We start from the raw sequence: 13,789 nt of genomic DNA, 5'->3' as shown, positions 1-13,789 counted from the left end.
CCGGAGAAACACCCATGAACACTGCACTCAAATCCCGCTTGAGCCTCGCTGCCGCTGCTGCCCTGATCGCCATGGCATCCGCCTCGTTTGCCACGGCCGCCAGCGCCGCCGACCAGCAGGAAAAACCCGGCCGCTGCTACGGCGTCAACACCTGCAAAGGCACCAGCCTGTGCGCCACCGCCAAGAACGACTGCAAGGGCCTCAACAGCTGCAAGGGCGAAGGCGTGATCGTCAAGACCCCGTCCGAGTGCCTGAAGGCTGGTGGCACCCTGACTGAACCGAAGTAACCCACCCGGCGAGCCCCGTGCGGGCTCGCCACTTATTCTTAGCGGAGATCCGCCATGTCGACACCCAACCCACACTTCTCAGGCTACGGCCTGGGGCTGCGCAAGGAGCACTACTGCGACTTCCTGGAGACCTCGGTGCCCGTGGATTTTGTCGAAGTGATCTCCGAAAACTTCATGGTCGCGGGCGGTCAGCCCCGGCATATCCTGCGCCAGGTGCGCGAGCGCTACCCGGTGGCATTGCATGGGGTGTCCCTGTCCATCGGCACGGCCGAGGGTTTGGACACCGACTATCTGCAGCGCCTCAAGTCGCTGGTGGACGAGGTCCAGCCGCTGTTTGTCTCCGACCACCTGAGCTGGTCGCGCAGTGGTGGCTTCAATGCCCATGATTTGTTGCCCGTGCCCTACACCGACGAAGCACTGGACCGAGTCTGCGCCAATATCCATCAGGCCCAGGAGGTGCTCGGCCGCACGATGCTGTTTGAAAACCCCTCCAGCTACCTGGCGTTTGAAGGCGCTTCCATGACCGAGTGGGAATTTATCGCGGCCATGGCCCAGCGCACCGGCTGCGAATTGCTGCTGGACGTCAACAATGTGTTCGTCAGCGCCAGCAATCATGGTTTCGACGCTCTGGCGTTTCTCCAGGGCATCCCAGCCGAGCGCGTGCGCCAGGTGCACCTGGCCGGTCACAGCCAGGGCCGTGACATCTTGATTGACAGCCATGACAGCCCGGTTTGCACCGGCGTCTGGGAGCTGTATGCCCAGGCCATGACCCGGCTGGGCCCGGTGGCGACCATGATCGAGCGCGATGATGAGATCCCGCCGCTCGCCGAGTTGCTCCAGGAGTTGGCCATGGCCCGCACGTTGGGGGCGCAGCGATGAACCTGGCGCAACTGCAGCAGACCTTTCGCGAATGGTTGGTGAGCGCGTCGGACGCATCCGCGCAACGGTTGGGCAACCACCACGCAGGCCTGGCGGTGTACCAGAACAACTACCGCGCGCAGTTGGTGGGCTGCCTGGAACAGGCGTTTCCCAATCTGCGCTGCTGGCTGGGCGAGGACGCCTTCCTGGCCGCGAGCATCACCCATATTGACAACCATCCACCCCATGCCTGGACCCTGGACGCGTACCCCGAGGGGTTCTACGCCACCTTGAAAGCCGTGTTCCCGCGCAATCCGGATGTGCATGAGCTGGCCTGGATCGAGGCCGCCCTGAACGACGCCTTTGTCGCCGCCGATGCGCAGCCTCTGGCGCTGGAAACGTTGGCCGAGCTGGACTGGGACACGGCGGTGCTGCACCTGACACCGTCGCTGCGCTGCCATGGCCTGAGCACCAATGCCGAAGCCATCTGGTCGGCATTGTGGCAGGACGCGCCCGCGCCCGAGGCGGTAATGCTGGAGCAGGCGGGCGGCTTGCTGGTATGGCGGCGTCAATTCACCTCGCGACTGCGCCAGGTGGATGTGCAAGAACTTCAAGCGTTGCAGCACGTACAGGCTGACGGCCGTTTCGCCGGGCTGTGTGAGTGGTTGGTGCAACGTCTTGGCGAAGAGGCCGGCGTGATGCAGGCCGGTGAATACCTGGCCGGTTGGCTGGGCAGTGAATTGATTGTGGGGGTGAGTCATGTTTGATCGTCGTGGTTTTTTGCTGCTGGCGGCGGTGGTCCTGGCCGCGCCGGCGTTGGCGGTGCAGCAGGTGAGCACCGATGACCAGGAGATCCGTTATGAACAGTTTGGGCCAGAGGAGGGCCGGGCGATCATGTTGCTGGGGGCGAATGTCAGTGCGTTCTCCGACGTGACGGCGCCGCTGGCGGCCCAGGGGTTTCGGGTGATCGTCCCGTACCTGCGCACGGCAGACGACGCTGCGCTTGGCCAGGATGTGCTTGACCTGATGAATGCGCTGCACATCCCCGAAGCGGTATTCGCCGGAGCGGAGCAGGGCGCACGGATCGCTGCGCGGGCCGCGACGTTGAAGCCGAGCCGCTGTGTCGGGCTGGTCACACTGAACACCGCACCCCAGGCGGGTTTTGCGCAAGCCGTGGGGTTGATGGCCAGCACCGGGCACTGGCGTTGAGGGTCAGCCGATCAACTCGACCCGGCCACTGTGCAACCTGTAGATACCGCCGACAATGTGCAGTTTGCCAGCGGCCAGGGCGTCCGCCAGCAGCGTCGACTCGGCCTTGAGCTGCGCTACCGTGTCGCGGACATTTTGCGCAATGGCGTTCGCAAGCAGATCGCCAGGCGCTTTCAAGACCTTGCGCACCGACGGCTTGAACGCGTCGGCCAGGCCCTGGATCTTGCCGGGGAACGTGGCGTTGTCGGTGGTGGCTTTCACCCCGGCGGCAAGGGCGCCGCAGCTGTCGTGCCCGAGCACCATGATCAACGGCGTGCCAAGCACCGCCACCGCATATTCGAGGCTGGCGAGCCCGTCGTCGGTCACGAAGTTTCCCGCCACCCGTACGGCAAACAGGTCGCCGAGGCCGGTATCGAACGCGTATTCCGGAGTAATGCGTGAGTCAGCGCAGCTCAGGACCGCCACGAACGGATTCTGCCCGCCCTCCAATGCCTCGCGCTCGCTCATGAATTCATGGCGCTTGGTGACGCCTTCGGCGTAGCGACCGTTGCCTTCCATCAACCTGGCCAGGGCTTGTTGTGGGTTGAGGTTATTGGCCGCTTTCGGTGTCGGCGAGGCGTGTGCGAGCGCTGCGGGTAACGCGCTCGTGAGCATCAGGGCGCCAGCGCCGACAGTAGCAAGGCGTAGGAATTGTCGACGGTCGTGGGTCAGGGGTGGCTGCTTGTGCATGGGCGGCGTTCTCCGGTTCGTTAAGAGAAGAAACGCCAAGGGTGCAAAGAATGGTCGGGGGGAAATGTAGGCTCTGTCCGTTTTTTGGCGGGAATCGCGTGGCCATCAACATGAAAATTCTGACAGCCAGGCCATCGGCCACTGAAAAAAAAACGGTCTGCCCGTAATCTAGGAGCCTTTGTCACCTGCGCGGATTGTTCATGTCTTCTGTTGCCGATGGGTTGCCCCTCAATAAACGCCTGCCGGCCGTGCTCGCGATCTCCCTGGGGATTGGCATGGCGACCCTGGACACGGCCATCGTCAACACGGCCTTGCCGACCTTGGCCGAGGGGATTGGCACCGATTCCGCCTCGGTGATCTGGGTGGTCAATGCCTACCAGTTGGCGATCATCGCCACGGTACTGCCGTTTGCGTCGCTCAGTGATGTGCTGGGGCATCGACGGGTGTATCTCGGCGGGTTGCTGCTGTTTATTGTGTCGTCACTGTTTTGCGGGCTGGCGGGTTCGCTGGTCACCCTGACGGCCGCGCGCGTGGCGCAGGGGCTCGGGGCGGCGGCGATCATGAGCGTGAACACGGCGTTGTTGCGGCATATCTACCCGTCGAAAATGCTCGGACGGGGCCTGGGCTACAACTCACTGGTGGTGGGGCTGGCGTTTACCTTGGGGCCCACGGCGGCCTCGGCGATTCTGTCGGTGGCGACCTGGCATTGGCTGTACCTGATCAACGTGCCGCTGGGCTTGCTGGCCTTGGTGCTGGGCCTGCGTTCATTGCCAACGTTGCCCATGACCGGGCATGCCTTTGACCGACTCGCAGCGTTATTGTGTGCCGGGTTGTTTGCCTTGCTGGTGCTGGGCCTGGGCACGGCGGTGCACGGTGCCCAGGGTGCGCTGACGGTGGGCCTGATCGCCGTGGCGCTGGTGTGCGGCGCCTTGCTGTTGCGGCGCCAGGCCGGGCACCCGGCGCCGATGCTGGCGCTGGACCTGTTCAAGCGCCCGGTGTTTGCCTTGTCGTCCTTGACCGCTATTTGTGCGTTCAGCGCCCAGGGCCTGGCCTTTGTGTCGCTGCCGTTTTTGCTGCAGGCGGTGCTGGGGCATAGCCAGGTGGAAACCGGTTTCCTGATGACACCGTGGCCGGCCGTGGTGGCGGTAATGGCATTGGTGGCGGGGCGCTTGGCCGACCGGGTGTCGCTGGGGCTACTGTGTGGCATCGGCTTGTTGATGCTCAGCGTGGGCATGGCCGCGTTGGCCACCCTGGGCAATGGCGCCTCGGCGTTTGATATCGGCTGGCGCATGGCGCTGTGTGGTGCCGGTTTCGGTTTCTTCCAGTCGCCCAACCTCAAGGCATTGATGACCAGCGCGCCGTTGGCCCGCAGTGGCGGGGCGAGTGGCATCGTGGCGATTTCGCGGTTGCTGGGGCAAACGCTGGGGGCGTCGCTGGTGGCCTTGTGTTTCCACCTGTCCCTGGGCAATGGGCCGCACTATGCGCTGTGGCTGGGCTGCGGCTTTGCCCTGGTCGGCGCGGTAGCCAGTGGCTTGCGTTTGTTGCCCTACGGTAAAAAGCCGTGATTGGGCGTTGTAAAACATCGGTGTGGAAGGCTACCGTGGCGACCTGAGTATTTCGGGATGTTTCAGATTTATGTCCAGCCTGGCCCTCCGCACCGCTGATACACACTCCCGCCGCGCCGCGCTGACCCTGGCTTTATGCTTGCCCAGTGACGTGTTGCTCTACCTGCTGCTGCCAATGGAGTCCCAGGCCTTCGGCATCACCCTGGCCCAGGCCGGTGTGCTGCTGGCGGCCAACCGCCTGGTGCGGATTTTCGGCTACCGGCATGTCCTCAATTTCTACGCACGCAACGGCGACCGCCTGACCTGCATGATCGCCGCCGGCGCCGCGACCCTGTGCGCCTTGGGCAACTCGGTGTTGTCCGGCTTCGCCGCCTTGCTCTGCCTGCGCCTGGTGTGGGGCCTGTGCTTTGCCGCGTTGAACCTGTCCACCCAAGTGCTGGCCACTTCGGAGCCGGCCGGTGCCGCACGCCGGGCCGGGCGTTCCCGCGCGCTGATCGCCCTCGGGCCAATGCTGGCGCTGCCGCTGGGCGGCTGGTTGACCCTGTGGGCCGGGCCGCGTCCGATCTTTCTGATTCTGGCCGGGTGCTGCCTGGTGGGCTTGTGGATGGCGCGCGGCTTGCCTACGGTGGGGCACGACTTGCACACCACGCCGGGGCGGCGCTTCAAGTGGCCGGACAGCGTGGCGGTGTGGTCGTTTATCGAGGGGGTGGCGCTGGATGGGCTGTTTATCTTCGGCCTGTCGATTCAGGCGCAAAAGCTGCTGGGCGGCGATGCAGTACTGATCGCCGGTGGCCTGATGGCGCTGCGTTACGTCTCGGAAATGCTCCTGAGCCCCCTGGGCGGGCGCGCAGCCCAGCGCTTTGGCGCCACGTCGATGCTGCTGCTGTTTTCGTTCCTGAGTGCCCTGGCCCTGACCGCGTTTGGCAGTTACTGGGTGATCGTCGGCGCGGCGGCGGTGCTGGTGCTGCGCGCGCTGCAACTGCCGCTGGTGACCACCTTGGTGGCCGAGCGCAACCCCGGTTCGATGCGCGTCTCGGCCCTGGCTTCGAATGCCGTCTGGCGGGATATCGGCGCCGGCCTTGGGCCATTGCTGGCCGGCCTGCTGCTGCCGATTGCCTCGGCCCCTTGGGTGTTTGGCCTGGCGGGCGCGGCGATCGCGGTGAGCGCGGTGTTCTGCTGGCGGGCAAAAACTTCCAACTGACACGGTGAGGTTGTGTGTGTCCCTTCAAGAAAACTTCGTAAGCCTGCTGGATGCGGCGTACCGACACTGGACCGGCCAGGGACTGCCGGCCCCCGAACACCTGGACCCGCAACAGCGCCTGGCCTGGCTGCACAGCGACGCGCCCTACAGCCTGCTGGCCCATGACGGCGGCGCCGACCCGCGCTTTACCTACGTGAATGACTGCGCCCTGCAGTGCTTCAAATACCCGCGCGACGCCTTCATCGGCATGCCCTCACGCTACAGCGCTTCGGCACTCGACCGCGCCGCGCGCCAGGTGCTGCTGGAGCAAGTCACCGCCAATGGCATCGCCCAAGGCTACAGCGGCTGGCGCGTGGATGCGCACGACCAGCCGTTCATGATCCACGCCGGCGTGGTGTGGACCCTGCTCGATGACGCCGGCCAAGCGTGCGGCCAGGCGGCCTTGTTCTGGCCCGATGAACAGCGCATCGGCGTGTTGGCTTAAGCGGTCTTAAAGGCATCCAGCCAGGCGGGGTCGAACCGGGTTTGCTCGGTATCGATCCCCAGCGCCTGCATCTTGGCCTTGTGCGCCTCGACCTCCGCAACCAACTGCACCTGGGCGCTGGAATTGGCATCCAACTCATGCATCTGCGTCAGGCCCAAGTGATAGAAGCGCAGCACCTTGATTGCCGTCGGGTCATTGGCCTGGACCCGCTCCGTGACCTTGTGCATCACGTTGGTCACGCTCATCAGGCTGCGCTTGAGTTGCCAGCCATACACCGCCGGCGCCAGCCACGGCTGGGTCCAGAACGGGCCACGCACCAGGGCCAGCGTGATCAGCACCCCGGCGAACACGCCACCGACATTGAAGCGGAAATTGTCACCGCCAGGCTCGCCGAACAGCATCACTGCCAGGGTCGACAGCAACATGGCCAGGGCCAGGAACAGCACCGCGACCATCAGCGTGCTGCGCCGGGTCTGTTGGCGGAAGGTCACAGGGTCGCAGGGTTTGAGCTCGAACATCCGGTTCATGTCTCCAGAAGGGGCCCGCATCATCTCACGCCTGGGCAAACAAGTTGAACGATGGTGCAGGACGGTTTCTCTAAACCTGTGTAGACCCTTTGAGGTGAACCATCATGTCTGACTACAACCAACCACCCCCCGGCACCCCGAACCCTGACCGCACACCCGGTGAAGAGGAGCGCGACAACGATGCGTTGCGCCCCAACGACCCGAAAGAGCGCGACGACAATGAGGATGTAGAACGCGTCGAGGAAGACCTGGAAAACCTGCACGACAAAGCCCGCCCACTTTGAACAAGGAGAACGCCGTGAGTAATACGCCGAAAGGCCCGTCTTCAGGCGAGCATGCAAGTGGCAAGGACGAATTGGGTTTCGACCCGGATTCGCCGGACGTGGCGGACCCGCAAGTCGATCCTATCGGCCCGGCGATTGCGCCGCTGGATAAGGAAAAGAAAGACGAGGATGAAAAGAAGCCGGCCTATGATCCGTTGGGTGATTTGAAGCCGTAGGCGGGGTAGGGGACGCGTTAAGCGTTTCGGTTCTGCGAGCGTGAGCGCTCGACTTGAGCATGTTGTTATTAAACGCTGACATCGGTTGGCGTTTTTTTTGCGTGGTCAAAAAGCTTGGTTTCAGGGGCTTGTGGTAGCTGTGCGCACACACCCACGCGGTTGCGCTTTTACACAGTCTTGGCTGGCAAGTAGAGTTGGGAAGTTTTTTATGGCAGGTGCAAATGATGGCTCCCTCCGATCTTCAGGACTGTGATGTTGCCTGGGTAGCCACCGACGCCATTGGGCAGGTGGCGCTCTTCACAACGGGCGGCCCGGGGCCGGTACCTGATTCCGCACTGCCCTCCGTCGAAACGCTGAAGAATATGTCCTTTCATTGCCGCAGGTGTCCGCTGCAGATCGGGCCAGAGCCATGGCTGGCGCGAACGCTTTCGTTGAGTTTGCCAAACGTGGGTTCTTCGCCTACGACTGGTCGGACGTTCATCGCGATGCGCGCCAGGCCTTGAGAGGTTATGAGCTGCAATACCGTCCACTGACTCCACTGACACTTTTCGACCTGCCGACCCCTTTAAGGGCATTGGTTGAGGTTACCCGGCTATCTGAGGTGACGTTTGGAGCATCCATCGTAGTGATAGGTAGTCAGGTTTCTTGGCCATCGTTAGGTGGTTAGAAGGCTTTTTTGGTTGGGAGCTTTAGATTGTGTATGGCAGCAACCGGCCAGAAGCGGTCCTTTGAAAGCGTCTACGGAAGAAGGACCGATTCAAACCATTTGGCGTAAGGTGCAGGTTATGCCGCATTAAGAATCTAGTACCTCAATCGGTAACGATTATCCCGAATCAATTTGTGATGTCGAGCGCCGCAAATGGCTTACTCACTCACATCGTGAGCATCCGATTTAGGATGCACGATGGTTTACGGGCCTTCCCCGGCCGCTTGCGTTTTTTTGGACGTGCCCTATACATCAACGGCAAGTGATTCTTGGCAATTCGCGGATGCGCGCAAACTCCAAACGGTAACAATTAACGCTCTACAATCCTTGCCGATTTGCGATACCTGTAGCCCCACGAATGCCGAGAGGCATGGTTCTGAAAATGGATTGTCATGAGTAACTGCACAAGGATTTGCTGTGTGATTGCCTGTGATGAAGTTGTCTTTGTGACGAATATGGGAAATACCTATTTGGCTAAAAGGCTTGTGGCGGGAGACGTATTTGTTTTTTATCAGTACTCGACGAGCCATCAGGATTTTGAATCTTTAGATGCGACTATCACGAATTTTTTAAGTCAGAAACTAGTTCGCTGAGGGACTGAGTATGAAGCTTGTTGAGATTGATTCTAATCCATCAAGGTGGAAACCTTCACCTTCACTCTTACGGCACCGTCGAGGGGAGGTGATCGGGGTGTCTAACGATGTAATAGACGATGAAAAACGTGGGCCCGTCTACAGCAGTCGTATTCGACTGAAGGAAGATCATTTGAATATCAAGGGAGAACGCGTTGCGCTGTCTCCGGGTATGACGGTGACGGCGGAGGTCAAGACGGATCAGCGTCGGGTGCTGGATTACTTCCTGAGCCCTTTGCAGCAGCATGTTCAGGAGAGTTTGAGAGAGCGTTAGGCGGACCATTTTCATTGATGGTGTTCGGTCTGGCGCGGCTCGAACCGTCTTAGCTTCAAGGTCCTCACTTTTCGCTGGAGTGTTCTGTGCAGCTAAAACTGAAAATACTTCTCACTGCGATACTTCTTATAACTATTCCACTTATAGGGAGCGCTGCAGAGCCATGTACATTTGGAAATAGCGCAGGCGGAGGAAAGTTACCTTTTAAATTTAATTTTTCCAAGGAGAACTGCCAACGAGTTTTTACTCGAGATGGTAGTACGTTGACACTTTCCGTTCAATACCCGGAAATGCGTTTAGTCAAGGAAAGAGTATTAGATGGTGAATTGATAAGTTTGCGTATGAGCCATATCGATCCTGAGCGATATGACCAAGATAGGGTGATCGAAGGGCGTAAGCCAGACAGGCACATAGGCGATATAGACGTTTATGTTATCGGTTCATCGGATGTGTATCGTTTTCGAGGCACAGACGGTGCCATCGTTTTTGTCAGTGATTGGGGTAATACCTACGTGGCGACACGTCTATTCGCGCACGACATTTCTATTTCTTACCAATACTCTTCAAGCCATAAAAACGTTAAGGACATGGATGCTGCTGTTCTGTCCTTTCTCGATGAACATCTGATTCGCTGAGGTGCTGATGTATGAATATCGTCAATTTTAACGCCGAGCAAGACTCAGCACTTCGAGCCTTTTTAGTCGAAAAAAATTACCCGGCTGCGTATGACTATATGCGTTTGCTGATAAATGAAACGTTACTTCATACGGCTGATGAGCGAGTGAAGTAAGATCTTGAGGCTGCTTCCACGTGGCTCAAGTCTGCGAGTGCTATAAATCGGAATGATGGCTCGTTTACCAGTGAGATGGTACGCGGTTCCATGTGGGCGGCTGTTGCATTATCAGGGGGTAGCCTTACGGATGCTCAATTCCAAAAAGCGTCAGATAACCTGGCAAATTCTGTTTTAAGAAGAACATTGTTTTTAGGCGGTTTCCCTGAAACTCAGAACGTTCTCGACGAAGATGTAAACTCCGCTGTAAATGAGTTTGGGCTGGCACGCTGGCAGTGGGCCGGAACGGTAGGCGATATACTTCCGGTTGCGCTCGGTGGTCTCGGTTATGACTATGTTCAGATCCCTGGTGAGACCTCCACTGAACTTGTCAGCAATTACGGTTTTTCGCTTATACAAAATGCCGCGGGTATCGGTCGATCGCTTGCCCACGGCGTAGAGGAGACCGGTGAAGCAGTCATTATCGTTACCCGAACAGTTGACTGGCAAAAACTTATCCTCATGCCTTTCCTAGGGCTTGCGCCCCTCGACAATCCCCTCCAGCCGTCGACACTCGCCACGGCTGAGGGTATACGTGCCATCGACGTCAATGCTGACGGCAATGTGCAACTGATGGTGCCGCTTGCATCCAGTGCTGTTGGTGAAGCGACATTGCTCTACAAGAAAGATAGCGTTCAAATCAGCGTCGCCGGAATTTCCTTAATGGAGGTCCCGAAAGATTCGACTATTACCGTTGGAAAGCAAAACGTTTCTGTATCACACAGCTATGGCGACTTGTCGGCTACCTATCGTTTGACGGCTCAAGGGGTAGCTGTCGCATGGAGAAACGCCGATGGTGGATTGGCGGTGGAGCAGACCTACGGTTTCGATGGACTGCCTGTAAACACCACCTGGAAGCAGAACGGTCAAACGTTCACCGGACCTGCGCAGGATCTGGCCGCGTTCATCAGCCAGACGTCTACCCAAGCTGGCGCGTTGGTCTTGTCCCAGACCCTGGCATCTCAGCAGGCACAAATGGGTGCCCTATTGGCTACACCTGCCGAGGGGGCATTCGCCGCTGCGGAAAATGCCCTGTCCTTGAAGGCTCTGCAGCATCGCCTGGCCCAGGAACCCTATTCTGATCGCTGGTCACCCACTGCATTGGGCGCCAGTATTCCTTTTGCACTGAGATTGTCGAACGGCTTACAGGCGGCAATCCAGCAAGTACTCAATATTGCTCAGCAAGGCTGGGGTCAACCGGTCGCTAGCTAACGTCCGCTTCTGGCCGGAAGCAGTCCTTCGTGGATGGCCGCTTCCAGCCAATGCCCCAAACCCCCAGCCCTCGACCTACATAAGCACAAAAAAGGCAAGTCACTCGCAAAAGCCCCGCCTGACACGGCGGGGCTTTTCCCTTCACTTCGGCGCAACCCAAGTTACGTCCGTAATCCCATACTTCTCCGCCCAAGGCCGCGTCGTTTTCTTCACCTGTTCATGGCCTACGCGCCCCACGCGACTCACGTGCGCGATGTCGGCATCGACCGCCGCCCAGTGCCAGGCTTCGGCGTTGTTCATCACTTCGGCACGCACCACAAAGGACTTCGGTTTGCCATGCAACTGGTAGTGGATGGTGTAGATTTTTGCGGTACTCATGTTGCCTCCCTGTGTTGTTATAGATGGATAGGGGAGTGTTCAAAAAGGTTCATTCAAAATGACAATCTGCGTGCTGGCGCGGCATAGTGTCGCCATCCCCTCGCGCTCAAGGATTGCGCCATGCCTCTGCTGACCCATAGCCGCCTCTATCTGCAACGCCTGGGCTATGACACGCCGCCCGCGCCGACCCTGCAAACCCTGCAGGCGCTGCAGTTGCGCCATGTGTGCACCTTTGCCTTCGAAAGCCTGTCGACCTTGATGCGCGTGCCGGTGCCTATCGACTTGCCCAGCGTCGAGCAAAAGGTGTTGTTGGAGGGCCGGGGCGGTTATTGCTATGAGTTGAACCAGATGTTTTTGGCGCTGTTGCAGGCGCTCGGCTTCGATGCGCGCGGCATTACCGGGCGGGTGGTGATGGGTGGGCCGCCGGATGCGCACACGGCGCGTACCCATCGCTTGAGCCTGGTGACCCTGGACGGGGTGCGCTATATCAGCGATGTCGGTTTTGGCGGCATGGTGCCCAGCAGCCCATTGCAGCTGGACACCGAAGCAGTGCAGGCCACGGCGCATGAGCCTTATCGCCTGACCTTCGACGGGCAGGGCAGTTACACGCTGTGGGCACAGGTGGGGGAGGAGTGGCGTGGGCTGTATGTGTTCGACCTGCAGGAGCAGGCGGCCATCGACTATGAGATCGGCAACTGGTACGTCTCCACGCACCCGGATTCGCCCTTCGTGGGCCAGCTGAAAGTCGCACGCTTGGCGCCGGGCAAGCGCCATACCTTGAACAACGCCAACTACGCCGTGCATTACCTGGATCGACCGAGTGAAAAACGCACCCTCGGCAGTGCCGATGAACTGTTGGATTTACTGACCGAGACCTTTGGCATTCGGGTACCTGCCGGCACGACGCTGCGCCAGATCCTTGATGGCCTTGTAATGGCTAATTCGTGAGAATATTGATCTAGAGCCTTCGCTGAACCGTTTTACCTTCAAATCGGTGCAAATTAATTCGAACCTTTCGCGCGAGCAGGGGTTCGAAGCGGTTCCTGAATAATTTGCTCACCAGACAAGGAAATGTAAAACGATGTCCAAGCTATTCGGAAAATTCCTCAAGGGTTCCTCGCTGCTGGCGCTGGTCGCTGCGCCTGCCGCGGTGTTCGCCGCACCGTCCACTGACCCGATTTCTACCTTCGGGATCCTGGGCAGCTATAACGATTTCAAATTTGAAGGCGGCAGCGAGAGCGACAAGAGCCACATGCCCGAAGCCGGCCTGTTCTACAACTTCGGCAACAAGCTCACTGCCGAATCCGGCTTTATCTACCAGGCCGGTATCGAAGCCAAGTACGGCGAAAAGAGCGACAACAAACTCAAGGAAGGCCAGGCCGACCTGGACCTCGGCTGGCGTGCCGCGCTGGATGCGCGCAATTTTGTCGACGTGATCGTGGGCGGTGGCTACAGCTGGACGCGCTACGAGCCGGAGATCAACGACCTCGACGTGAAGCTCACCAACAAGTCGCCGTTCGCCAAGGCGGCCCTGGGCTACAACCACCAGTTCGATGATATGACCCTGCGTGTCGAAGCCGGCGCCCGTCGTACCATCGATGGCCGCACCAAGCTCAAGGTCGATGACTTTGGCAGCGACACCGTGGACCTCAAGGACCGCACCAACCCCTACGCTGAAGTCAGCCTGCTGATGAACCAGAAGGGTGACCTGCCGGTCGTTGCGGGCCTGTACTACACCCGCACCGAGTACAAGCTTGACGGTGACTCTGACGTGGCCGACAACACCAAGCTCAAGCGTGACGAGTACGGGTTCAAGGTCGGTATCGCCTTCTAAGCCCCTCGCCAGGACGTGGGTGGCCAACGCCCACGTTCAACTGTCCGCAACAGCCCCCCTTTGTGTCCGCCAAAACCCTCAACGCCGCCGCGCCGCTGCCTTAGTGTGGAAACCGCTTTCCACATCATAAGAAGAGAGGGTGGCCATGCCCCGCATCGCCTTGCTGTTGGTTGTATTCGGCCTGCTCACAGCCTGTGATGACAAACCCCGCCACCCCCCCGAACGCGCCACTGCGGCGACTGCCATGCCCGCCGACCCGGCGCTGGCCCAGGTCTATGACAGCAGTTGCAAGCTGTGCCACGCCAACCCGGCGTCCGGTGCGCCGCTGACCGGTGACCGCGCGGCGTGGAGCCCGCGTATCGCCCAAGGCGTCGACACGCTGCTGGACCACAGCATCAACGGCTACAACGGCATGCCGCCGATGGGCCTGTGCATGCAGTGTTCCGAGGAACAGTTTGTGGCGCTGATCGGCTTTATGGCCGGTGTTCAAATCCAACAATAAGACGGGGTGGTGAATGGCGCTTTCACGGCGGCAACTCTTGCAGCGCGCCGGCATGGCCGGGGC

The 13,789-nt window shown here is 59.8% G+C and carries 18 protein-coding genes and 1 pseudogene; 16 read left to right on the top strand and 3 right to left on the bottom strand.

The annotated features are described in order from the left end of the window. Window positions 1-14: 14 nt before the first annotated feature. From bufA2 to AC0IYN_RS29060, 4 genes are read left to right on the top strand one after another with little or no spacing between them, the layout of a single operon-like run. The gene (gene bufA2 / locus AC0IYN_RS29075) at window positions 15-287 is read left to right on the top strand and encodes a BufA2 family periplasmic bufferin-type metallophore (protein WP_016979675.1); all 273 of its coding nucleotides are present in this window, start codon (window positions 15-17) and stop codon (window positions 285-287) included. 54 nt (window positions 288-341) lie between these two features. Further along, window positions 342-1,166 (top strand): MNIO family bufferin maturase, encoded by an 825-nt coding sequence (gene bufB / locus AC0IYN_RS29070; RefSeq protein WP_457247794.1) that lies wholly within the window; start codon window positions 342-344, stop codon window positions 1,164-1,166. Then, a complete protein-coding gene (locus tag AC0IYN_RS29065; protein WP_457267169.1) occupies window positions 1,163-1,912 on the top strand; it encodes an HvfC/BufC family peptide modification chaperone in 750 nt (249 codons plus the stop codon). The genes bufB and AC0IYN_RS29065 overlap by 4 nt, the downstream gene beginning before the upstream one ends. Beyond that, on the top strand, window positions 1,905-2,354 hold the full coding sequence (locus AC0IYN_RS29060; RefSeq protein WP_406599179.1) for an alpha/beta fold hydrolase: 450 nt from the start codon (window positions 1,905-1,907) through the stop codon (window positions 2,352-2,354). The genes AC0IYN_RS29065 and AC0IYN_RS29060 overlap by 8 nt, the downstream gene beginning before the upstream one ends. Before the next feature lie 3 nt (window positions 2,355-2,357). On the opposite strand, the gene AC0IYN_RS29055 is transcribed toward AC0IYN_RS29060, so the two are convergent. Next, entirely contained in the window at window positions 2,358-3,083 is a 726-nt protein-coding gene (locus tag AC0IYN_RS29055) for a carbonic anhydrase (RefSeq protein WP_406599180.1), read from the bottom strand. A 200-nt stretch (window positions 3,084-3,283) separates the two neighbouring features. On the opposite strand from AC0IYN_RS29055, the gene AC0IYN_RS29050 reads away from it, so the two are divergent. The 3 genes from AC0IYN_RS29050 to AC0IYN_RS29040 all read left to right on the top strand — a co-directional run bounded on the left by AC0IYN_RS29050 (window position 3,284) and on the right by AC0IYN_RS29040 (window position 6,333). Then, window positions 3,284-4,648 carry an MFS transporter gene (locus AC0IYN_RS29050; protein ID WP_457267170.1) on the top strand — a complete coding sequence of 455 codons (1,365 nt, stop codon included), beginning with the start codon at window positions 3,284-3,286 and terminating at the stop codon, window positions 4,646-4,648. A 70-nt stretch (window positions 4,649-4,718) separates the two neighbouring features. After that, entirely contained in the window at window positions 4,719-5,849 is a 1,131-nt protein-coding gene (locus tag AC0IYN_RS29045) for an MFS transporter (protein WP_406599182.1), read from the top strand. A gap of 16 nt (window positions 5,850-5,865) precedes the next feature. Continuing rightward, window positions 5,866-6,333 (top strand): MEKHLA domain-containing protein, encoded by a 468-nt coding sequence (locus AC0IYN_RS29040; RefSeq protein WP_406599183.1) that lies wholly within the window; start codon window positions 5,866-5,868, stop codon window positions 6,331-6,333. Here AC0IYN_RS29040 and AC0IYN_RS29035 read toward each other — a convergent pair. After that, complete coding sequence (locus AC0IYN_RS29035) at window positions 6,330-6,851, bottom strand: DUF3087 domain-containing protein (protein ID WP_100491055.1); 522 nt, start codon at window positions 6,849-6,851, stop codon at window positions 6,330-6,332. The two genes, AC0IYN_RS29040 and AC0IYN_RS29035, sit on opposite strands and share 4 nt — an antisense overlap. Window positions 6,852-6,964: 113 nt before the next feature. On the opposite strand from AC0IYN_RS29035, the gene AC0IYN_RS29030 reads away from it, so the two are divergent. The 6 genes and pseudogenes from AC0IYN_RS29030 to AC0IYN_RS29005 all read left to right on the top strand — a co-directional run bounded on the left by AC0IYN_RS29030 (window position 6,965) and on the right by AC0IYN_RS29005 (window position 11,012). Beyond that, window positions 6,965-7,144: a hypothetical protein gene (locus AC0IYN_RS29030; protein WP_099493890.1), complete on the top strand. Its 180-nt coding sequence runs from the start codon at window positions 6,965-6,967 to the stop codon at window positions 7,142-7,144. A gap of 14 nt (window positions 7,145-7,158) precedes the next feature. Further along, window positions 7,159-7,359 carry a DUF6021 family protein gene (locus AC0IYN_RS29025; RefSeq protein ID WP_471844490.1) on the top strand — a complete coding sequence of 67 codons (201 nt, stop codon included), beginning with the start codon at window positions 7,159-7,161 and terminating at the stop codon, window positions 7,357-7,359. A 1,335-nt stretch (window positions 7,360-8,694) separates the two neighbouring features. Further along, window positions 8,695-8,971, top strand: a pseudogene (locus AC0IYN_RS29020) (beta-barrel domain-containing protein); the annotation flags it as partial. Window positions 8,972-9,057: 86 nt separating this feature from the next. After that, the gene (locus AC0IYN_RS29015; protein ID WP_457267171.1) at window positions 9,058-9,606 is read left to right on the top strand and encodes a hypothetical protein; all 549 of its coding nucleotides are present in this window, start codon (window positions 9,058-9,060) and stop codon (window positions 9,604-9,606) included. An 11-nt stretch (window positions 9,607-9,617) separates the two neighbouring features. After that, window positions 9,618-9,761, top strand: coding sequence for a hypothetical protein (locus AC0IYN_RS29010; RefSeq protein ID WP_457267172.1), 144 nt, complete (start codon window positions 9,618-9,620; stop codon window positions 9,759-9,761). 90 nt (window positions 9,762-9,851) lie between these two features. Continuing rightward, entirely contained in the window at window positions 9,852-11,012 is a 1,161-nt protein-coding gene (locus tag AC0IYN_RS29005) for a hypothetical protein (RefSeq protein WP_471844487.1), read from the top strand. Between the two features lie 141 nt (window positions 11,013-11,153). Here AC0IYN_RS29005 and AC0IYN_RS29000 read toward each other — a convergent pair whose 3' ends face one another. Beyond that, window positions 11,154-11,390: a DUF6555 family protein gene (locus tag AC0IYN_RS29000; protein ID WP_078047890.1), complete on the bottom strand. Its 237-nt coding sequence runs from the start codon at window positions 11,388-11,390 to the stop codon at window positions 11,154-11,156. Between the two features lie 120 nt (window positions 11,391-11,510). Between AC0IYN_RS29000 and AC0IYN_RS28995 the strand changes: the two genes are divergently transcribed. The 3 genes from AC0IYN_RS28995 to AC0IYN_RS28985 all read left to right on the top strand — a co-directional run bounded on the left by AC0IYN_RS28995 (window position 11,511) and on the right by AC0IYN_RS28985 (window position 13,726). Continuing rightward, window positions 11,511-12,338, top strand: a complete 828-nt coding sequence (locus AC0IYN_RS28995; protein WP_406597136.1) for an arylamine N-acetyltransferase family protein — start codon at window positions 11,511-11,513, stop codon at window positions 12,336-12,338. Between the two features lie 133 nt (window positions 12,339-12,471). Further along, a complete protein-coding gene (locus AC0IYN_RS28990; protein WP_214497514.1) occupies window positions 12,472-13,224 on the top strand; it encodes an outer membrane beta-barrel protein in 753 nt (250 codons plus the stop codon). Window positions 13,225-13,369: 145 nt separating this feature from the next. Continuing rightward, window positions 13,370-13,726 carry a c-type cytochrome gene (locus AC0IYN_RS28985; RefSeq protein WP_406597137.1) on the top strand — a complete coding sequence of 119 codons (357 nt, stop codon included), beginning with the start codon at window positions 13,370-13,372 and terminating at the stop codon, window positions 13,724-13,726. The last annotated feature ends 63 nt before the right edge of the window (window positions 13,727-13,789 follow it).

The organism is Pseudomonas sp. AC112, assembly GCF_979253545.1.
This window is presented reverse-complemented; position numbering and strand designations above follow the sequence as displayed.